18 protein-coding genes are annotated in these 18,356 nt (G+C 69.5%); 4 read left to right on the top strand and 14 right to left on the bottom strand.

From position 1 onward, the window contains the following. The first annotated feature begins 11 nt into the window (after positions 1 to 11). Positions 12 to 359: a VOC family protein gene (locus PV646_RS36285; protein WP_500346826.1), complete on the top strand. Its 348-nt coding sequence runs from the start codon at positions 12 to 14 to the stop codon at positions 357 to 359. On the opposite strand, the gene PV646_RS36280 is transcribed toward PV646_RS36285, so the two are convergent. Continuing rightward, complete coding sequence (locus PV646_RS36280; protein WP_500346825.1) at positions 356 to 2,008, bottom strand: methyltransferase; 1,653 nt, start codon at positions 2,006 to 2,008, stop codon at positions 356 to 358. The two genes, PV646_RS36285 and PV646_RS36280, sit on opposite strands and share 4 nt — an antisense overlap. A 19-nt stretch (positions 2,009 to 2,027) precedes the next feature. Next, complete coding sequence (locus PV646_RS36275; RefSeq protein WP_500346824.1) at positions 2,028 to 3,176, bottom strand: 4-hydroxybenzoate 3-monooxygenase; 1,149 nt, start codon at positions 3,174 to 3,176, stop codon at positions 2,028 to 2,030. 206 nt (positions 3,177 to 3,382) lie between these two features. Here PV646_RS36275 and PV646_RS36270 point away from each other — a divergent pair, with 206 nt between their 5' ends. Genes PV646_RS36270 through PV646_RS36260 form a run of 3 tightly spaced genes read left to right on the top strand, consistent with a single transcriptional unit; the run spans position 3,383 to position 7,047 of the window. Beyond that, positions 3,383 to 4,387 (top strand): fatty acid desaturase family protein, encoded by a 1,005-nt coding sequence (locus PV646_RS36270; RefSeq protein ID WP_500346823.1) that lies wholly within the window; start codon positions 3,383 to 3,385, stop codon positions 4,385 to 4,387. Between the two features lie 50 nt (positions 4,388 to 4,437). Then, positions 4,438 to 6,294, top strand: coding sequence for a hypothetical protein (locus PV646_RS36265; RefSeq protein WP_500346822.1), 1,857 nt, complete (start codon positions 4,438 to 4,440; stop codon positions 6,292 to 6,294). A gap of 51 nt (positions 6,295 to 6,345) precedes the next feature. Further along, positions 6,346 to 7,047 (top strand): 3-oxoacyl-ACP reductase family protein, encoded by a 702-nt coding sequence (locus PV646_RS36260; RefSeq protein ID WP_500346821.1) that lies wholly within the window; start codon positions 6,346 to 6,348, stop codon positions 7,045 to 7,047. A 3-nt stretch (positions 7,048 to 7,050) separates the two neighbouring features. Here the strand turns inward: PV646_RS36260 and PV646_RS36255 are convergent, their stop codons facing one another. From PV646_RS36255 to PV646_RS36200, 12 genes are all read right to left on the bottom strand, one after another. Then, the gene (locus tag PV646_RS36255; RefSeq protein WP_500346820.1) at positions 7,051 to 8,247 is read right to left on the bottom strand and encodes a cytochrome P450; all 1,197 of its coding nucleotides are present in this window, start codon (positions 8,245 to 8,247) and stop codon (positions 7,051 to 7,053) included. A 15-nt stretch (positions 8,248 to 8,262) separates the two neighbouring features. Further along, positions 8,263 to 9,045: an ABC transporter permease gene (locus PV646_RS36250; protein WP_500346819.1), complete on the bottom strand. Its 783-nt coding sequence runs from the start codon at positions 9,043 to 9,045 to the stop codon at positions 8,263 to 8,265. Further along, entirely contained in the window at positions 9,042 to 9,977 is a 936-nt protein-coding gene (locus PV646_RS36245; RefSeq protein WP_500346818.1) for an ATP-binding cassette domain-containing protein, read from the bottom strand. The genes PV646_RS36250 and PV646_RS36245 overlap by 4 nt, the downstream gene beginning before the upstream one ends. Positions 9,978 to 9,987: 10 nt before the next feature. Further along, positions 9,988 to 10,830, bottom strand: a complete 843-nt coding sequence (locus PV646_RS36240) for a DUF4097 family beta strand repeat-containing protein (RefSeq protein ID WP_500346817.1) — start codon at positions 10,828 to 10,830, stop codon at positions 9,988 to 9,990. Between the two features lie 68 nt (positions 10,831 to 10,898). Beyond that, positions 10,899 to 11,420 carry a ribbon-helix-helix protein, CopG family gene (locus PV646_RS36235; protein WP_500346816.1) on the bottom strand — a complete coding sequence of 174 codons (522 nt, stop codon included), beginning with the start codon at positions 11,418 to 11,420 and terminating at the stop codon, positions 10,899 to 10,901. A gap of 89 nt (positions 11,421 to 11,509) precedes the next feature. Next, positions 11,510 to 12,295 carry a TIGR02452 family protein gene (locus tag PV646_RS36230; protein ID WP_500346815.1) on the bottom strand — a complete coding sequence of 262 codons (786 nt, stop codon included), beginning with the start codon at positions 12,293 to 12,295 and terminating at the stop codon, positions 11,510 to 11,512. Positions 12,296 to 12,338: 43 nt separating this feature from the next. Beyond that, positions 12,339 to 13,325, bottom strand: a complete 987-nt coding sequence (locus PV646_RS36225; RefSeq protein WP_500346814.1) for a glycoside hydrolase family 113 protein — start codon at positions 13,323 to 13,325, stop codon at positions 12,339 to 12,341. A gap of 53 nt (positions 13,326 to 13,378) precedes the next feature. Then, the gene (locus PV646_RS36220) at positions 13,379 to 13,804 is read right to left on the bottom strand and encodes a universal stress protein (RefSeq protein WP_500346813.1); all 426 of its coding nucleotides are present in this window, start codon (positions 13,802 to 13,804) and stop codon (positions 13,379 to 13,381) included. A 2-nt stretch (positions 13,805 to 13,806) separates the two neighbouring features. Next, on the bottom strand, positions 13,807 to 15,048 hold the full coding sequence (locus PV646_RS36215; protein WP_500346812.1) for an SLC13 family permease: 1,242 nt from the start codon (positions 15,046 to 15,048) through the stop codon (positions 13,807 to 13,809). Between the two features lie 31 nt (positions 15,049 to 15,079). Next, positions 15,080 to 15,523 (bottom strand): (2Fe-2S)-binding protein, encoded by a 444-nt coding sequence (locus PV646_RS36210; protein ID WP_500347072.1) that lies wholly within the window; start codon positions 15,521 to 15,523, stop codon positions 15,080 to 15,082. A gap of 28 nt (positions 15,524 to 15,551) precedes the next feature. Beyond that, positions 15,552 to 17,765: a xanthine dehydrogenase family protein molybdopterin-binding subunit gene (locus tag PV646_RS36205; RefSeq protein WP_500346811.1), complete on the bottom strand. Its 2,214-nt coding sequence runs from the start codon at positions 17,763 to 17,765 to the stop codon at positions 15,552 to 15,554. Positions 17,766 to 17,883: 118 nt separating this feature from the next. After that, positions 17,884 to 18,321: a MarR family winged helix-turn-helix transcriptional regulator gene (locus PV646_RS36200; protein WP_500347071.1), complete on the bottom strand. Its 438-nt coding sequence runs from the start codon at positions 18,319 to 18,321 to the stop codon at positions 17,884 to 17,886. Between the last annotated feature and the right edge of the window lie 35 nt (positions 18,322 to 18,356).

The following is an 18,356-nucleotide window of genomic DNA, read 5'->3' as shown; positions in this document are numbered from 1 at the left end:
GCATCCCGCGCATGATCGGACGTTGGCACGGCCTGGTGATCGACTGCCCTGATCCGCGATCCCTCGCGGAGTTCTACGAGAAGCTGCTCGGGATGGTCCGGGTGCAGGACGACGGGAAGTTCGTCGTCATCGGTGACGCCCCGGACCGGCCCGGCGTCGCGTTCGCGCTGGTCGACGGCTGGGTACCGCCGAACTGGCCGGACGAGACCGCGCACATGCACTTCGACGTGCGCGTGGACGATCTCGCTTCGGCGGGCGAGAAGGTGCTGGCACTGGGTGCCCACAGGCTCGGAGGGGGTGGCGAGCGGTTCCACGTCTACGCGGATCCCGCCTGCCACCCCTTCTGCCTGGTGAACTAGATCAGTCGGGCGCGCATCACGTGCGCGTCCAACGGCAGCGCGTGCGTCTCGACGAGGTCGAACCCGGCCTCGGCGAGCAAAGCGCGGTAGTGCGACTCGGTGCGCTCGCGGCCACCGGTGTTGCACAACATGTGGACGTCCCAGGGAATCGAGAGCGAGTCGGCGTCGCCGGTCTCGGGCAGCAGCCGCTCGATCACCAGGATCTCGGCGTGTGCGGGCATGTTCCGCGCGCACGTGGCCAGGATCGTGCGGCACTGCTCGTCGTCCCAGTCGTGCAGCACGCGGGACAGCAGGTAGACGTCACCGGCGCCGGGGACGGCCTGGGTGAAGTCGCCGGGCACGAGGCTGACGCGGTCCGCGAGGTCGGCGAGCCGGGGTTCGGCCGCGGCCAGGGCGTTCGGCAGGTCGAGCAGCACGCCGCGCAGCGCCGGATTGGCGTGCAGGACACGGGAAAGCAGCTCGCCGTTGCCGCCGGCCACGTCGACGACCGTGCGGGCGGCGGAGAAGTCGACGACCTTGGTGACGCCGGTGAACATGGCGTTGCTCGCCGCCATCGAGCCGTGGAAGAGCTCCGCCAGCGCCGGTTCCGTTGCCATGTGGGCGAAGTGGTGGGCGCCGAAGGCCTTCGCGTACGACTCCTCACCGCTGCGGACGGCCTCGGTGAGCTCGGCGAACGACCGGTAGAACGGGCCGCCGTACATCAGGGCGAGCGGGCGCATCGACCCCGTCAGGTCCGACCGCAGCAGCTCGCCGAGGTCGGTGAGGTCGTACCGCTCGCCGGAGACGTGGACGACGCCGAGCGAGCCGAGGTAGCGCAGAAGCCTTGCGAGGCTCGGGGGTTCGCAGCCGGTGGCGGACGCCAGGCCTTCGAGATCCGTGATCGTCACGAGGTGGTCGAGCAGCCGGAGTTCGGCCGCCGTCGCGATGGCCTGCGTCGCCCACGCGCCGGTCATCAGGCGCAGCAGTTCGGTGCCTGCGCAGGACTCTCGCTGGTGGCTCGCCTGCAGTTGCGCGAACCGGCCGGTGGCGATCAGTTCCAGGCGGCGGAACGCGGGGTCGGCGCAGTGCGCGTCGCGGAAGTAGAAGACCGAGTTGTTCTCGTAGCGGTTGTACCCGCCGCCGTCGGAACGCCGGACACCGGCGATCATCGTGCGCAGTCCGCGCAGCAGCACAGGATCCGGCCTGCGCACGGCCAGCGCCACGTGGTTCTCGTGTTCGTGCCGGCGTTCGTCCTCCGCGATGTGCGCCAGCTCGGGCGGCGTCACCATCACGAAGATCTCGAGCTCGCACGGCCAGCCGTTGCGGTCGGGCACGGGCGCGCGCAGGATGCCGACCTTCAGGTCCTCCAAGGGCACCGAGTACCGGGCGCTCAGCCGTTCGCGGACGACGACGCTCGGGGTCATCGTGCCGACCTCGAGGCCGAGCCGGGCGAGCTCGTCCGCGAGGCCCACCAGGGTCTCCGGGAAGATGAGCAACGCCGCGTGGTCGAGAGCGGCGTGCCTGGTCACGGCGGCGCGCTGGTCGGCGGGCAGCGACGGCACCGCGGCGGCGAGGGCCGAATGCGTGTCGTGCCTGCCGATGAGGGAGATCGCGGCGGTCAGCCGGCCGAGGTCCGCCGCGGCGATGATGCGGGTGGTTGTCGAGATCATGGTGACGATTCCTGGTGGCTCAGATGCCGACGTAGTGCTCGGCGAAGAAGTTCTGGTGGGCGTGGCAGTCGCGCAGGCTGTGCAGCCGGGCGCGACGCAGAGCGCGGTGGAAGTCGTCGTCCTGGGTGTGGAGGAGATCGATCATCCAGCGGGAGAACTCCTGCGCCCGCCAGACGCGGGGCAGGCAGGTGCGCGAGTACGCGGCCAGCGGCCGTTCGTCGTCGTGGCGCAGTGCGGAGATCAGGGCGGAGGCGAGGGTCTCGGCCTCCATGATCGCCAGGTTGGCGCCCTTGGCCGCTGACGGGCTGATCAGACCGGCGGCGTCGCCGACGAGGAACAACCGGTCGTGCTGGATCTCCTCGGCGACGTCGGAACGCAGCCGCACGATCCGCCGTTCGATGATCGGGCCCTGTTTGAGCTGCCCGAACTCGTCGACGCGCAGGCGGGTGTCCAGCGCCGCCCAGATCCGTTCGTCGGTCCACTCCTCGGGGTCGTCGCCGGGAGGGACCTGGAGGTAGTAGCGCGTCACCTCGGGGCTGCGCGCCATGTGGCCCGCGAAGCCGTCGTCGTGGATCGCGTAGGTGACCGCCGTCATGCTCTGCGGTGCCTCGGCGAGCACGGCGAGCCAGCTGACGCCGTGGTCCTGGGTGATGCGCCGGCCGGGCACGGCCTGCCGCGTCACCCCGTTGTTGCCGTCGCAGCCCGCCAGGAACCGGCCGGTGACGACGCTTTCTCCCTGCTCGTCGCGATAACGGATCGTCGCCGTACCGGAATCGACACCGGTGACGGTGGCACCGAAGCGGATCTCGCCGCCACGGTCCAGGTATTCGGCGACCAGGTCCGCGACGAGGTCCTGCTGCGGGTACACCGTGTGCACCTCGCCCCGCCCGAGCCGGGAGTAGTCGAGTTCGAACTCCCCGTCCTCACCGCGGAAGGCGCAGACGCCGTGCTGCCGTCCTTTGTGGAGCATGCCGGCGCCGAGGCCGTGCTCGGTCAGCACCCTGGCGCTGTTCGGGCCGAGGAATCCCGCCCTCGCCCTGGTCCGCACCTGCTCCCAGTTCGCCCGCTCGAGGACGAGGGTGTCGATCCCCTCCGCCCGCAGCAGGTTTCCTAAGACAAGTCCTGCCGGCCCCGCGCCCGCGATGAGCACGGTGGTGTGGTCGACCACGCCTTCTGATCCTCTCTACCGGTCGAGCCCGTGCCGGGCCCTGTGCCGCAGCACTGGACAGCAACGACGAGGGCGGGGACCAGCGGCTCGCCGAGGATGATGATCATGTCCACTCCATCGTGTCGGCGCCGGCGTGACCCGTGTGGTTGGTAACGACTTCATGGGCCGTGCATGACTTAGTCGCCGCGATCAGGCATTCTGCGCAAATGGCATCCCGGCAGGCGAGCGACTTCGCCCAGTTGGCCGCCGAGATCAAGCAGGCTGGCCTGCTTTCCCGGCGGCGCGGTTACTACTTCACCCGGATCGGCGTGAACCTCGTGGTCTACGCCGCGGCCTGGGTGGCGTTCGCGCTGCTGGGCGACTCGTGGTGGCAGCTCGCGGTGGCGGTGGTCCTGGCCGCGATGAGCACGCAACTCGCGTTCATCGGGCATGACGCCGGCCACAAGCAGATCTTCGCTTCGAGGAGGTGGAACGAGATCACCGGCTACGTCCACAGCGGCCTGGTCGGTGTGAGCTACGACTGGTGGGTCGGCAAGCACAACCGCCACCACGCCAACCCGAACCACGAGGACGAGGACCCGGACGTCGACATCTCGGTGCTGGCGTTCACACAACGGCAGGGAGTCGCCAAGCGCGGCGCGCTGCGGTGGATCGCCTCGCGCCAGGCGGTGTTGTTCTTCCCGTTGCTGCTTCTCGAAGGCTTCGCGCTGCACTGGCACTCGATCCGGTACTCCGGCCGCGAGCGGACCGTGATGATCGCGAACGTCGTGGTGTACCTCGCGATCGTCTTCTGGGTGCTCTCGCCCGTGTACGCGATCGCGTTCATCCTGGTCCACCAGGCGCTGTGGGGCTTCTACATGGGATGTTCGTTCGCCCCCAACCACAAGGGGATGCCGGTGCTGTCCGCCGGGCACACCCTCGACTTCCTGCGCAAGCAGGTGCTGACGTCCCGCAACATCCGGGGCGGCTGGTTCACCGACATCCTGCTCGGCGGGCTGAACTACCAGATCGAGCACCACCTGTTCCCGAGCATGCCGCGGCCGAACCTGAAGCACGCGCAGTCCATCGTCCGCGCCTTCTGCGAGCAGCGCGGGATCTCGTACGCGCAATGCGGCCTGTTCCGCTCGTACGGCTACGTGCTGGAACACCTGCACGAGGTCGCGGCCTCGTTGTCCGAAAGTGGACAGAGGTCCGCCAAAACGCTCGCCTGACCCGCACGGCGCTGATTTCCTCGGTTCGAGAGTCGAACTGGGGAGTTCACATGCGCAAAAGGCTATTCGGCGTGCTCACGGCAGGTGTGGCACTGGCTCTGGTCGCCGGCGGACAGTCGGCGGCCGAGCCGGTGGGAGGGCTGATCCAGCCCGATCCGATGCTCGCTTTCCTGCCCGCGGAGGCACAGGTCGACTGGGCGGCGGTGCACCGCGGCCGGGAGGCCCGCAAGCAGGACCGGGAGCAGTCACGCGTGGCCGCGAAGAGCGCCGGCCAGCCGTTGACCTACACCGAGAAGGAGACCGGGCAGGGCGCCAACGACGCGCCCTCGAAGGCCGAGCACGTGACCGGGTTCGGGACCGGCAGGGGCAAGAACCCGAAGCTCACGCTCACCGGCGACCTCGCGGGTGATCCCACGATCCCCGTGGTGCCGCCGTTCGCCGAGATGAACGACGCCATCCCGCACGCGAGCGGCATCACCACGCCCGTGCGGACCAGCGGGACGATCGGTGACGGCCCGTACGGCAGCACCGGTGACGGCACCGGCGACCACGACTTCTACCGGCTGACCGGCGGCCCGGAAGGCAAGTACGTCGTCGTCACGACGGACACCCCGGCGGGCGACCTCGACACGCTGCTCGCCGCGTTCGACTCGACCGGGTCGCTCCTGGGACAGCACGACAACCTCGCGGGCACCACCGACAGCAGGCTGCAGGTCTTCCTGCCCGCGGGTCAGGACGTGTACGTCATGGTCGCCGCGGCCGGGCCCGGTGGCATCCCGGCCGACCCGCTGAAGCCGGGCACCGGCAAGCGCGTCCTGACCGAGGGCGACTACGACCTGACCGTCTCTTCCGGCGGCAACGACAAGGACTACTTCTCCGTCGACCTGGTGGCCGGTGACGTGCTCGGCGCGTCGGCGGCGGGCAAGGCGACCAGGGTGGTCGTCCACGATCCGGCCGGACGCGAGGTCTTCGGTTCGTCACAGGACTTCAGCTTCCTGTACGCGGTGAACTCCCCGATGCCCGCCGGTGGCAACGCCGTCGCGGACTTCGTGGCGCCGAAGGACGGCCGCTACACCGTCGGTGCCGAGAACGGTGACGGGCGCTACGACGTCACGGTCGAGGCCTACCGTCCCGGGTCGGAGCTCAACCAGAGGCCCGAGGTGCTGACGATCTTCCTGGACTTCGACGGCGCCCGGGTCAACACGCGGATCTTCGGCTCCGATCCCAGCGCGGGCAACAAGGACCTCTCGCCGCTCAGGAAGTTCCTGCCCGGCTGGGGTCTCTCCGCCGCCGACGAGAACGCCGTGATCGACGGCGTGGTCGCGACCACGCGCGAGAACATCGAGAAGGACCTCGCGGCGAAGGGCACCAACAAGCGGTTCGCCGTGCGGATCCTGAACAGCCGCGACCACGCCGACCCGTGGGGCCAGAAGAACGTCAGCCGCGTGGTCATCGGTGGCTCGATCGCCGAGGCCGGCATCCAGACCGTCGGCATCGCGCAGTCGATCGACGCGGGCAACTTCGGCAAGGAGGAGACCGCGCTGGTGCTGCTCGACATCCTCAGCGCTCCCGCCGCCCAGACGGGCACGTCGCTGAACCGCTACATCACCCCGGCCAGCGACAAGGTCACGTTCATCGGCCGCGCGATCGGCAACATCACCGCGCACGAGGCCGGGCACATGTCGGGCAGCTGGCACCAGGACCAGTTCAACGCGCTGGACGCCATCATGGACCAGGGCGGCAACCCGAAGGGCATGTTCGGCGTGGGCCCGGACGCCATCGGTGGCACCGCGGACGACGTCGACGTCGACTTCCACGAGGACGTCCTCAACCCCAACGAAGGCTTCACCGGGATCGAGGACTCCCTCAACCGCACCGCCTGGGCGTACGTCCGGGGCGCCAACTGACGGTCCGATTCCCGCCAGAACCCCGCGCGTGATTCCAGCAGGCTGAACGGCATGGGATCACTTGCAGGAAAAGCGGCTCTCGTCACCGGCGGGAGCCGCGGCATCGGGGCCGCGATCGCCGAGAAGCTCACCGCTCTCGGCGCCCGCGTCGCCGTCACGTACCAGAACACCAAGCCGGACAACGGTTTCGCCATCCGGGCCGACAGCGCCGACCCGGACGCCGTGGTGGCCGCGGTCGAGGAGACCGCGGTCCACTTCGGACGGCTCGACGTGCTGGTGAACAACGCCGGTGTCTTCCAGGTCGGCCCCCTGGAGGAACTCGGCCGCGAAGAGTTCGACCACACCATGGCTGTGAACGTGCGGGCGCCGTTCCTCGCGTCCCGTGCAGCAGCACGGCACATGCACGACGGCGGACGAATCATCAGCATTGGCAGCAATGTCGCCGTGTACGCGCCGTTTCCGGGCTTCGCGTTGTACTCGGCCAGCAAGACAGCCCTGATCGGGATGACGAAGGGCCTTGCGCGCGAGCTGGGTCCGTTGGGCATCACGGCGAACGTGGTCAACCCAGGACCTACGGACACCGACATGAACCCGGCCGACGGGCCGATGTCGGACACGATTCGCGGACTGACCGCGTTGGGGCGCTACGGACAGCCGGCGGAGATCGCCGAGCTCGTCGCGGCTCTGGCCGGCGAGGCCGGTGCGTACGTCACCGGTGCCAGCATCAACGCAGACGGTGGGTTCACCGTCTGACGGCTACGCCCAGGTGACCGGCAGGGCGTGCACGCCGTAGATGTTCATGTCGGTCCTGAGCTTCACTTCCCTGGCCGGAACGGCGAGTTCCAGTGCGGGGAAGCGGCGCAGCAGTCCCTCGAACCCGGCCCGCATCTCGATCCGGGCAAGCTGCTGACCGAGGCACTGGTGCACGCCGTGCCCGAACGCCAGGTGCCCGCGGGCGTTGCGGTGCACGTCGAGTGAGTCGGCGTGCTCGTAACGCTCCGGGTCGTGGTTGCCCGCCAGCAACGACAACACGACCATCGAACCCTCGCGGATCGTCTCGCCGAAGAACTCGACGTCCTCTGCCGCGTAACGGAAGAAGATGTCGGCGACGGCCAGGTAGCGCAGCAGTTCCTCGACGGCGTCGGGGACCAGCTCCGGGTTCGCGCGCAGTGCCGCCAGCTGGTCCGGGTGCTCCAGCAGGGCGAAGGTGCCCAACGACAACATGTTCGCCGTCGTCTCGTGGCCGGCGAGTAGCAGCAGGAACGCCATGCCGGTGAGTTCCTCGAGGCTCAGGTCCTCGTCGCTGGCCAGGTCCGACAGCAGGTCGTCACCCGGTTCGGCGCGCTTGCTCGTGACCAGCTCGTACAGGTACGTGTTCATCGCCATGTACGCGGCCATCTTGTCCTCCAGGTTCACCTGCCTCTCCATGAACTTGGAGGAGTTGTGCTGGAACGTGTCCCTGTCCTCGTACGGAACGCCGAGAATCTCGCAGATCACCAGCGACGGCACCGGCAGCGCGAACTCCTTGACGAGGTCGACCGGTGGCGTGAGCTTCGCGAGCTCGTCCAGCTGCCGTTCGGTGATCGCGATGATGCCCTCTTCGAGAGCCTTCATCCGCTTGACCGTGAACGCTCCGGTGAGCTTGCGGCGCAACCGGGTGTGGTCCGGCGGGTCCATGCTGATGAACAGGCCGGGCGTCTGCGGGACCGGCTCGGTCATCTCCGGCATGCCGGGCGTCGGGAACGGCACGTGGATGATGCCGAGGTCCTGCCGGCTGCTGAACCTGGTGTCCGCCAACGCCTGCCGGACCGCCTCGTACCCGGTGATCAGCCACCCCTCGTGGCCGTCGGGGAAGAGCATCGGGCTGACCGGTCGGGTCTCGCGCACCCTGGTGATCTCACCGGGCGGGTCGAACGGGGTGACGTCGCGGTCCATGGGTAAGCCGTGCAACATGATGAGGTATCTCCTTCAGCGGGTGGATTCGCGGTTGAAGAGCTTCTTGGACCAGAAGTAGCCGCCGAACCCGATGACAGCGCACCAGGCGAAGGCGATGTAGCCGCTGTTGCCGATCGGCGTGCCCATCAGCAGACCACGCAGGGCGCTGATGAACGGCGTGAACGGCTGATATTCGGCGAACCAGCGCAACACCGCCGGCATCGAGTCGGTCGGCACGAAACCGTTGCCGAAGAACGGGAGCAGGATCAGCGGCAGGCCGACGTTGCTCGACGACTCGACGGACTTGCTCGCGAGGCCCAGCGCGGCGGACAGCCAGATCATCGCGAACGACATGGCGATCAGCAGACCGGCCAGCGCGAGCCAGTCGAGTGCGCTCGCCTGCGGCCGGAAGCCGATCGCGACGGCGACCCCGAAGACGACCGACATGGCGAGGACCGTCTGGACCAGGCTGCCGACGACGTGTCCTGTCAGGACGGACACGCGGGCGATCGCCATGGTGCGGAAGCGGTCGACGATGCCCTCGGTCATGTCCATCGCGATGGAGATGCTCGTGCCCTGCACCGCGGCGGTGATCGACATCAGGATGATCGTCGGTGTCACGTAGTTGAGGTACTCGGCTCTGCCGCCGGACGGACCGCCGAGCCCGGCGCCCAGGGTGCCGCCGAAGACGTAGACGAACAGCAGCAGGAAGACGACCGGCATGATCAGGAGCTGGAACGTCAGCGACGGGTAGCGGATCATCCGCTTGAGGTTGCGGCGCACCATCGTCGCCGAGTCGGTCAGGGCGTACGTCATGACTGGCTCACCTTTTCGGGGTTGCCCGTGAGGGCGAGGAAGACGTCGTCGAGGTCGGGGGTGTGCGTGCTGAGCGACTCGACGGCGACGGCGTTCTCGTCGAGCCGGTCGAGCAGTGCCTTGAGCGAACGGACGCTGCCGTCGCTCGGCACCCGCAGGGCGAGCGCGTCACCGTCGCGCGAGGCCTCGCCGATGATCCGCGTGGCCGACTCCAGGTCGCGCAGTTCGGTGAACTGCAACAGGACGTGGCCGCCGGGCATGCGGCGCTTGAGCTCGTCCGCGGTGCCCTCGGCGACGATCCTGCCGTGGTCCAGCACCGCGATCCGGTCGGCGAGCTCGTCGGCCTCCTCCAGGTACTGGGTCGTCAGGAAGATCGTGACGCCGCTCGCCACCAGGTCCCGCACGATCTGCCACATGGTGCGGCGGCTGCGCGGGTCGAGGCCGGTGGTCGGCTCGTCCAGGAAGATCACCTGCGGCGACCCGACCAGCGTCATCGCGAGGTCGAGCCGGCGCCGCATGCCGCCGGAGTAGGTCGACGCGGACTTGTCGGCCGCGTCCACCAGGTCGAACTGCTCCAGCAGCTGCTCGACCTTGCGCCTGCCGTCGGCCTTGCCGAGGTGGTGCAGGTCGGCCATGAGCTTCAGGTTCTCGCGGCCCGTCATCAGGTTGTCGACGGCGGAGAACTGGCCCGTGACACCGATCGCGGCACGGACTGCGTCGGGGTCGCCCGCCACGTCGTGACCGGCGACGGACGCGCTGCCCCCGTCCGCTCTGATCAGCGTGGACAGGATCTTCACGGTGGTGGTCTTGCCGGCGCCGTTCGCGCCGAGCAACGAGAAGACGGTGCCGCGCTGGACGTTCAGGTCGACGCCTTTGAGCACCTCGTTGTCGCCGTAGGAGCGGCGCAGGCCGGTTGCCTTGATCGCGTTCATGGAGTTCCCCTCAGGCACGGCGGACGGAGATGTCGCCGAAGGACGTGTGAGCGGTGACCTTGACGGTCTGCGCGGAGTTTCCGGGGCCGTCGCTCCCGTCGAGCGTGTTGGAGACGCGGCCGAACGAGGTCTTGGCGTCGATCCACGCGGCGGTGCCCCTGGCGATCCCGACCTCGATGCCGCCCATGGCGGTGTTCAGCGTGACGGTGTCGCTGACGACCTCGCCGACCTCGATGGAGCCCATCGCGGTCCTGGCCTCGACCACCGCCGCGGCGCGTTCGACGTTGATGTCACCGTTGGCCGAACGGGCCCGCAGCTCGCCCTCGACCGTGCCGACGTCGATGTGGCCGTTGGAGTTCTTGACGACCAGCGCGCCGTCCACCCTGCCGACGCGGATGTGCCCGCTGCCGGTCTTGACCTCGGCGTTGCCCGTGACCGTGCCGATCTTGACCTGGCCGGCGCCGGTGTCGGCCTTCAGCGGGCCGGTGCGGTCGAGGTGGATGTTGCCCGCGGACATGTCGACCTCGGTCTGGCCGAGCACACCGCTGGTCCGGACGCTGCCCGCCGTCACGTCGACGTCCGCCCTGGACCCGGCCGGCAGCTCGATCACGACGTCGACGGACCTGGTCTTCTTGGAGAAGTCGAACGTCCGCTTCGGACCGCGCACCATCAGCGTGCCGTCGCTGTAGTCGACCCTGGTCTTCTGCGCGGCCTCGTTGTCCGAGGAGTCGGACGAGTCGGACGGCCGCACGTCGACCGAGGTGGTGGTGCGGTCCGTCGCGACGATCTGGACGTGGCCCGCGTAGACGTCGAGCAGTACGGAAATCGGTTCCGGCGTGTCGTAAGAAGGCATGGCTGTCCCCTCAGAAGGTGTCGGTGGAACATCCCCGCAGGTCGGGGCGATGTGGGGAAAGGCTGTGGTTAGCGGACCCAGCCGACGAAACGCTGCGAGCCGGTGATGCTGTTCTCGATCGACTCGGCGAGGGTCTCGCGCTTCGGGCTCAGCTGGGCGGACGCGGCGCGCACGAGCCAGGCGTTGACCGAGCGGCCCTCCTTGGCGGCGGCCTCGTCGATCGCGGCCTTGAGCGGTTCGGGCAGACGGACGTTGATCCGCACGGTGGTGCCGTCGTCGAAGCCGGCCGCCACGTCCTCGGCGGGTGCGGCGGGCGCGGGCTCCGGTGCGACGGCGGCCGGCTCGGGTGCCCGGCGCGTCACGACGAACTTCGGGTCACGGCCCCGCAGCAGCACCTGCACCGAGTCCGGTGCCAGGTCCGCGGTGATCTCGTCGGCGGCGGCGGACAACGCTTCGAGCAGTGCCAGCCGGATCGCCGACTCCATCGTCACGGTCAACCGCTCGACCAGCGCGCTCGCTTCGTCGCCGCCGGTCTCGACGGCGGTCAGCAGCTCGCGGCCGAGGGAAGCCACATACGGGGTCAGATCCATGGCATCACTATGGCACACGGTGGCACCACCGGCAAGCAATTCTGGCTCAAAGTGGTGCCACTTTGGCTCAGTGCCAGTCAGAGGCGGTGTCAGCCCAGTGCGTCGGTGAACGCGGCGAACGTCGGCGTGCCCTTCTGCCGGTCCAGCACCGCGAAGACGACGTGCTCGAAGAACCGGTTGTCCCGCAACGCGAGCCCGAAGATCCGCGCGACGGTGGCGGGGTCGTTGCCGAACACCCCGCAACCCCAGGCACCCAGCACGAGCCGGCGATGACCGTGCGACGCGGCGACGTGCAGCACGCGGATGGCACGCCCCAGCAACGCGAGCGGAACAGCGTCGGCGCGGCCGGGCTGGTTGCGCAGGATCGCGGACAGGTTCGGCGCCGCGACCGTGAGGAACGAGACCTCGTACGGCTGCGGCAGCAGGGCTCCCTTGTCGTCCTTGAACACCGGCACGCGCGGCGAGTAGATCACGCGGTCGCTGTAGACGAGGTCCTCGTGCGCGCGGTGGTACGCGTAGAACTCACCGGCGGCGCGCAGGCAGGGGTAGATCGCCGAGCCGCGGGCGATGCTCTCCTCCTGGGCCTGCGCGCCGTTGAGGAACCCACCACCGGCGTTGCGCGCGGAGGCGAAGTTCAGCGCCGCGACGTCACCGCCGAGGCGGCGCGTGGCGTCCAAAGTGGACTCGTTGGTGACGTCGATCCGGGCACCGCCGACCTCCGGGCGCAGCGGCAGCACCTCGTCCGGCAGGTGCAGCCGGGTCCCCTCGACGGCGGGGGTGACGGCGATGGTGACCTCGCCCGCCGGAGTGGAGTAGGAACCGCGCTCCGCGATGGCGACGGTGTCGTGGGCGATCGCTCGCAGCCTTGCGCTCATGATGCCCCGAGTCTGGCTGGCACCCGAGGCACGCGCCAAGCGGTTAAATCCGCGCGTACACCTCGGCGACGGCTCCGAACGCGGCTTTGGGCTCCCAGCTGCCGTCCTCGTGGACCTTCACGATGCCGGGGCCAGCCATGTCGAGGTCGCGTTCCGGCTCGTCCGGCCGGTGCGTGTAGCCGGCCAGCGCGAACATGTAGACGAACGCCGCGTCGACACCCTCGGCCTCGAAGGTCTCCAGCACCTCGCGCAGGTACGTGGCCTGTTCCTCCTCGTCACGGACGTAGCCGTCCTTCACGCGGACGGCCCGCCCGGACTCGTCGTGCTCGACGATCTCCATGCTGCGCGGCGCGACGGCCCCCGAACCGCGCCAGGCCGCCGTGCCGAAGCCCGTGATGGCGACCGGCATCCCTTGCGCCACCACGTTCCTGATGCTCGAGGCGTACACGTCAGCGACCTCGGCGGATCTGATCAGCTCGAACGACTTGACGTCGAACAGCGTCCAGTCCGGGTTCTCGAACGGGATGCAGGCGTAGGTGAGCTTGCCGCGGAAGTGTTGCCGCACCACGCCGACGGCCTCGGCGAGGAACGCGTTGAGCCTCGCTCCGGCCTCCCGCATCCGTTCGGGCCGTTCCAGCAACCGGCCGAGGCGCTGCGGCACGTCGTCGCCGGGCAGGAAGCCGGAATTCATGATGCTGAGCTCGACGCCCGTCACGAACACGACCTCGGCACCTCCGAGCCGGACGCGTTCGGCGCGGCGCGCGCAGTCGGTGAACAGGGCGAGGATCTCGGGCGGCGTGAGTTCCAGCGGATAGGGCGAGAACCAGATCTCCAGCCCCAGTTCGGCGGCGATCTCGGCGGCCCGCTCGAGCCGCTCCGGATCACCTCCGACGAGGTGGACGGCGTTGCAGTGCAGGTCGTTCCTGATGACGGTCAGATCCCGCCGGACCTCGTCGAGGTCGAACTTCTCCAGCGAAATGTCCCCGTGGCGCACGAAACCGGTGTCGTACGCGATGCCTTTGGCTCGCATGGCCCGAAGACTAGGCGAGAAAAGTGCGTGCACGCAAGTTTGCGTGCGAGCAGTCAGGTCGGCCAGACGAGCAACACCGGACAGGTCGCGTGGTCGACCACGAACCGGGTCGCCGGGCCGAGGCTGCGCGGACCGGCGTGGCTCACGTCGCCGTCGCGGCACAGGACGAGCAACGACGCGTCCCGTACCGCCGCAACGACTTCGTGCTCGACCCTGCCGACGCGTGCCTCCTTCGCACACGGGCGCCCGAGGCGTTCGGCGGCCGCGTCCAGGAGCCGCGTCGCGTGGTCTGCGGCGAGCCCGTCCAGGCGGGTGCCGGGGTCGAGCGAGGGGTGGCGGCCGAACAACCCGGCGAACGCGCCGTGAGCGGTGCCGGCGACGTCGCTGACGTGCAGCAGCAGGAAGTCCCCGTCGTAGGCGCGGGCCGCGTCGACGCAGTCCTGCCAGGTGTCGTCGGCGATCCACACGACCACCGTCATGGTCATCCTCCGATCAGCTGCAGGGACGCCCACAGTGCCACGACCGCGCCGACCAGGGTGGCAGGCACGGCGAGCAGACCGAGCTTCGTGAACTCCGGCAGGTTCACCTCGGTGTCGTGGTCGTGCACGATCCGCCGCCACAGCAACGTCGCGAGTGATCCGGCGTAGGTGAGGTTCGGGCCGAGGTTCACACCCAGCAGCACCGCCAGCACCACGCCCGGTCCCATCGGCGCGACCAGCGGCAGCAGCACGAGCACCGCGGGCAGGTTGTTGATCACGTTGGCGAGCACGGCGGCGACCGCGGCCACCCCGAGCAGCGCCAGCAGGCCGGTGCCGGTCGGGATCGCGAGCTTCAGCACGTCGTCCAGCCCGTTGTCGACCACCGCCCGGACCACGACGCCCAGGCCCAGCACGAACGCGAGGAACGGCAGCGACGCCGACCGCACGACCTTGACCAGCGAGGTGCGGCGCCGGACGAGCGCCCGCACGGCCATCGCGACCGCACCCGCGCAGGCCGCCCACGCCGGGTCGACGCCGGTGGCGGACGCGACCGCGAACCCGACGAGCGTCAGCCCGACGGTGGCCAGCGCGAACATCGGCAGCTCCTGCGGCGGCTGCACGGCCGGCGCGTGCACGGGCGCGTCGAGGTCGGTGCGGAAGAACCGCCGGAACACCAGGTACTCCACGCCGATCGCCACGACCCACGGCAACGCCATCAGCGCCGCGAACCGGGTGAAGCTCAGCCCGCTCGACGCGAACGCGAGCAGGTTCGTCAGGTTCGACACGGGCAGCAGCAGCGACGCGCTGTTGGACAGGTGCGTGCACGCGTAGACGTGCGGCTTCGGCCGGACGCCGAGCTGCGCGGCCGTCGCGAACACCACTGGCGTCAGCAGCACGACCGTCGCGTCGAGACTCAGCACCGCCGTCGTCACCGAAGCCGTGACGAACACCCCGCCCAGCAACGTCCGCGGTCTGCCGCCGGACGCACGTGCCATCCAGGTGCCGCAGGCGTGGAACAGCCCGTCGTCGTCGCAGAGCTGGGCGAGCACGAGGATCGCGGCCAGGAACCCGATCACGGGCCCCAGCCGCACCGCCTCGTCCACGACGTGGTCGAGCGGCAACGCCCCGGCCAGTACGACGACGGCGGCCGCCGGGACCGCCACCACCGCCTCGGGCCAGCCCCACGGTCGGACGACCGCGCAGACCAGCACGGCGACCAGCAGCACGACGGACAGCGCCAGCACGGGATCCTCCTGCGCCGGCGGTGCTCCGGCTCTAACTCATCTTGGCCGCCGCCGACTTTATGGCCTGCCTGATGCGGAAGTAGGTACCGCAACGGCACACGTTCGCGATCCGGTCGATGTCCTCGTCCGAAAGCTCCTTCTTCGTCCGGAGCAACGCCGCCGCGGCCATGATCTGGCCCGGCTGGCAGTAGCCGCACTGCGCGACGTCCTGCTCCAGCCAGGCCTCCTGGACCGGGTGCAGGTCGTCACCGGAGGCCAGCCCCTCGATCGTGGTCACCTCCTGGCCCGAGCACTCCGCGACCGGGGTGACGCACGGCTGGATCTCCGCGCCGTTCAGGTGGGACGTGCAGGCTCGGCAGACACCGATGCCGCAGCCGAACTTCGGGCCGCGCACCCCGAGCTTGTCGCGCAGCACCCAGAGCAGGGCCATGTCGGCGGGGGCCTCGACGGTGACCGGCTTCCCGTTGACGATCATGGTGTAGGTAGGCACAGCTGACGCTCCTTCAGCGCGGGAACGGCTCGAAGTCGACCGGGAAGATGATCGGGAAGCTCGTCGGCACCACACCGGTCGCCCGCGCGTAGGCGTTGGCGATCGCTCCGACCGCGGCCGGCACGCCCAACTCCCCCGCACCGCCCGGTTCGCCGGTCGCCGGCATCACGTGGATCTTCACGTCGAGCGGCGCGTCCTTCTGGCGGGCGTAGTGGAACTGCGAGTACGAACCCTCCAGCGGCAGGCCCTTGTCGATGTGCAGACCGGCGCGCAACGTGGTGGAGATGGCGTCGGTCAGGCCGCCGAGCATCTGCGCCTCGAGGCCGCGCGGGTTGATCGGGCGGCCGACGTCGACCGCGATCGTCGCCTTGACCACGCGCGGGTTCTTCGGGTCACGGGCGTCGATCTCGACCAGGCAGGCGGTGCACGACTTGTACTCGTCGTGGAACGCGATGCCCTGCGCGAAGCCCTTGGGCATCACCTTGCCCCACTGGCCTTCCTCGACGACCTTGTTGAGCACAGCTCGTTGGCGAGCGGTCTTGAGGTACTCGCGGCGGAACGCGACGGGGTCCTTGCCCATCTTCTTCGCGAGCTGGTCGACCAGGACCTCCTCCGCGCCACGGGTGTTCGCCGAGTACACCGACCGCCACGAGCCGGTGTGCATGCGCAGCGGCACCTCGTTGAGCAGCGAGGTCACCACGCCGAAGTTGTACGGCACCTTGCACGTCGTGAGGAACACCGTCTGCGCGAACGACAGGTTGCCCGCGACCGGCAGCGACGCGGCCGTGGCGGTGAGGATCTCGCCCAGGCCGTGCCGGAAGTCGGTCTCGACGGACGCCACGCGGTGCTCGAACGTCAGCACGTTGCCGAGCGCGAACGTCGCCCGCAGCTTGTGGTGGCTGGCGGCGCGCGCCCGGCCGTGACGCATGTCGTCCTTGCGATCCCACATGAGCTTCACCGGGCGCCGCAACGCTTTGGAGATCTGCGCGGCCTCGATCGCGGCGTCGAAGAAGAGCCTGCGACCGAACGAGCCGCCGCCCTGCATCACGTGCACCTTCACCGCCGACTCGGGTAGCCCGATGGCCGCCGCGATGGTCTGCCGCGCCACGATCGGCGACTTCAGCCCCGCCCAGATCTCGGCACGGTCGTCCCGGACGTCCGCGATCGCCGAGTTCGTCTCCATCGGCGCGTGGCTGACGAACGCGAACTCGAACTCCATGTCCACGTGCTGGGTCAGCAGCGGCGGCACCACGAACGGCAGCGTGGCGGCCTTCAGCTTGGCCCGGATCTCCTTGTCCGACAACGCGTCGATCGTGCCGGCGTTCCAGGTGACCTTCACCGCGTCCCGCGCGGCCATGGCCTGCCCGAACGTCTCCGCGACGACGGCGACCCCCGTCGGCACGATCCCGATCGCGAGCACACCGGGCATCGCCTTCGCGGCCGTGGAGTCGACGGACTTCACCGAGCCGTTGATGGTCGGCGGCCGGCGCACGACCGTCGGCATCGCACCCGGCACGTCGTGGTCGAGCGTGTACTTGAACTGCCCGGTGACCATCGCGCGGGCGTCGATGCGCGACTGCGGAGTGCCGATCAGCCGGTGTTCGCTCGCCGGTTTCGGTTGTGCCGCGAAGACTCCGGTCAGCTGGGCCGCGGCCGACGTCAGCAGCCCGTACAGGATCGGGCGCCCGTCCGGCAGGATCACCGCACCGTCCCTCGTGGACAGTCGTTCGACCGCCACGCCGTGCTGCTCCGCCGCCGCCGCGAGCAGCCGGGCCCGTGCGGCCGCCGCCGCCTGACGGACCGGGCCGTACACCGACCGCATCGTGTTGGAACCGCCCGTGAGCTGGTTCATCAGCAACTCGGGCCGCGCGTCCGCGAGCGTGACGCGCACCTTGCCGAGCGGCAGGTCGAGTTCCTCCGCGACGAGCATCGCGCAGGCCGTGGTGATGCCCTGACCGACCTCGGCGCGGGGCAGGTCGAGGGTGACGACGCCGTCCTCCCCGACGCTGAGCACGGCGAGCGCGCCCGCGGTCGGAGTACCGGCCAGGATCAGAACATCGCCGAGATCGAGGATCTCGGCCGGTTGCGGCAGCGTCGGGATGACGGCCTCGGCCGTACCGGGAACCGCGACGGTGAGCACCGGCGCGGCCACGAGGAACGTGAGGAACTGCCGACGACGAACCGGGGCCCCGGCTGCAGGGACCGGGACTTCGTTGTCACAGGTCATGTACTCGTCAACGACATCCGGTGGACCCGGGTACGTCCGTCAGCCGAATGGGTGCACGACCGAACGGCGCACCGCCGCACCTGCGACGTTGCTGGTGAAGATCCGCCGTACGTGCGTCCTAGTCGCTCGGCGCGAGCCGGTGTTTCAGCACCGGTTCGGCGCCGCCGGTCGCGACCAGGACGCTCACCAGCGCGCGTTTGACCTCGTCGTTGCCGTGCACGTCCAGCTCGCGCCGGAGCCGTTGGCTGTCCTCGACCAGACGCCTGCCCCTGCTGGTCAGCTGGGCGCGCCGGATCCGGCCGTCCACGCGGTCCGGCACTCGCTTGACGTACCCCAGGCTTTCCAGCTCCACCAACTGCTTCGACGCCGCCTGCTGGGTGACGCCGAGCAGCTCGCCCAGCTCGCCCACCTTGGGTTCGCCGTCGACGAGCTGCTGGATCACGTAGCCGTGCGACATCCGCACGCCCTTGTGCCCCATCTCGTGCAGCTGCTTGAGGATCGCGTCGTTCGCGGAGCGGCCCGCGAGGTAGGCGAGCGTCCCGAGGTCGATGTCCATCAGGTCCACAGCGCGAATCCTGGCATTGCCAACCA

This window comes from Streptomyces sp. ID05-26A (genome assembly GCF_033794685.1).
Lineage (GTDB): Bacteria > Actinomycetota > Actinomycetes > Mycobacteriales > Pseudonocardiaceae > Lentzea.
The sequence above is the reverse complement of the archived record's forward strand: the minus strand, read 5'-3'. Positions and strand labels throughout refer to the sequence as shown.

What these genes read in the sequence shown, in the direction of transcription:
- PV646_RS36230 (WP_500346815.1), bottom strand. Translation starts at nt 12,295, where the DNA reads ATGAGCGCAAGGCTGCGAGCGATCGCCCACGACACCGTCGCCATCGCG.
- PV646_RS36250 (WP_500346819.1), bottom strand. Translation starts at nt 9,045, where the DNA reads ATGACGTACGCCCTGACCGACTCGGCGACGATGGTGCGCCGCAACCTC.
- PV646_RS36205 (WP_500346811.1), bottom strand. Translation starts at nt 17,765, where the DNA reads ATGACCTGTGACAACGAAGTCCCGGTCCCTGCAGCCGGGGCCCCGGTT.
- PV646_RS36255 (WP_500346820.1), bottom strand. Translation starts at nt 8,247, where the DNA reads ATGTTGCACGGCTTACCCATGGACCGCGACGTCACCCCGTTCGACCCG.
- PV646_RS36200 (WP_500347071.1), bottom strand. Translation starts at nt 18,321, where the DNA reads ATGGACATCGACCTCGGGACGCTCGCCTACCTCGCGGGCCGCTCCGCG.
- PV646_RS36260 (WP_500346821.1), top strand. Translation starts at nt 6,346, where the DNA reads ATGGGATCACTTGCAGGAAAAGCGGCTCTCGTCACCGGCGGGAGCCGC.
- PV646_RS36220 (WP_500346813.1), bottom strand. Translation starts at nt 13,804, where the DNA reads ATGACGGTGGTCGTGTGGATCGCCGACGACACCTGGCAGGACTGCGTC.
- PV646_RS36285 (WP_500346826.1), top strand. Translation starts at nt 12, where the DNA reads ATGATCGGACGTTGGCACGGCCTGGTGATCGACTGCCCTGATCCGCGA.
- PV646_RS36245 (WP_500346818.1), bottom strand. Translation starts at nt 9,977, where the DNA reads ATGAACGCGATCAAGGCAACCGGCCTGCGCCGCTCCTACGGCGACAAC.
- PV646_RS36225 (WP_500346814.1), bottom strand. Translation starts at nt 13,325, where the DNA reads ATGCGAGCCAAAGGCATCGCGTACGACACCGGTTTCGTGCGCCACGGG.
- PV646_RS36210 (WP_500347072.1), bottom strand. Translation starts at nt 15,523, where the DNA reads ATGATCGTCAACGGGAAGCCGGTCACCGTCGAGGCCCCCGCCGACATG.
- PV646_RS36235 (WP_500346816.1), bottom strand. Translation starts at nt 11,420, where the DNA reads ATGGATCTGACCCCGTATGTGGCTTCCCTCGGCCGCGAGCTGCTGACC.
- PV646_RS36240 (WP_500346817.1), bottom strand. Translation starts at nt 10,830, where the DNA reads ATGCCTTCTTACGACACGCCGGAACCGATTTCCGTACTGCTCGACGTC.
- PV646_RS36265 (WP_500346822.1), top strand. Translation starts at nt 4,438, where the DNA reads ATGCGCAAAAGGCTATTCGGCGTGCTCACGGCAGGTGTGGCACTGGCT.
- PV646_RS36270 (WP_500346823.1), top strand. Translation starts at nt 3,383, where the DNA reads ATGGCATCCCGGCAGGCGAGCGACTTCGCCCAGTTGGCCGCCGAGATC.
- PV646_RS36280 (WP_500346825.1), bottom strand. Translation starts at nt 2,008, where the DNA reads ATGATCTCGACAACCACCCGCATCATCGCCGCGGCGGACCTCGGCCGG.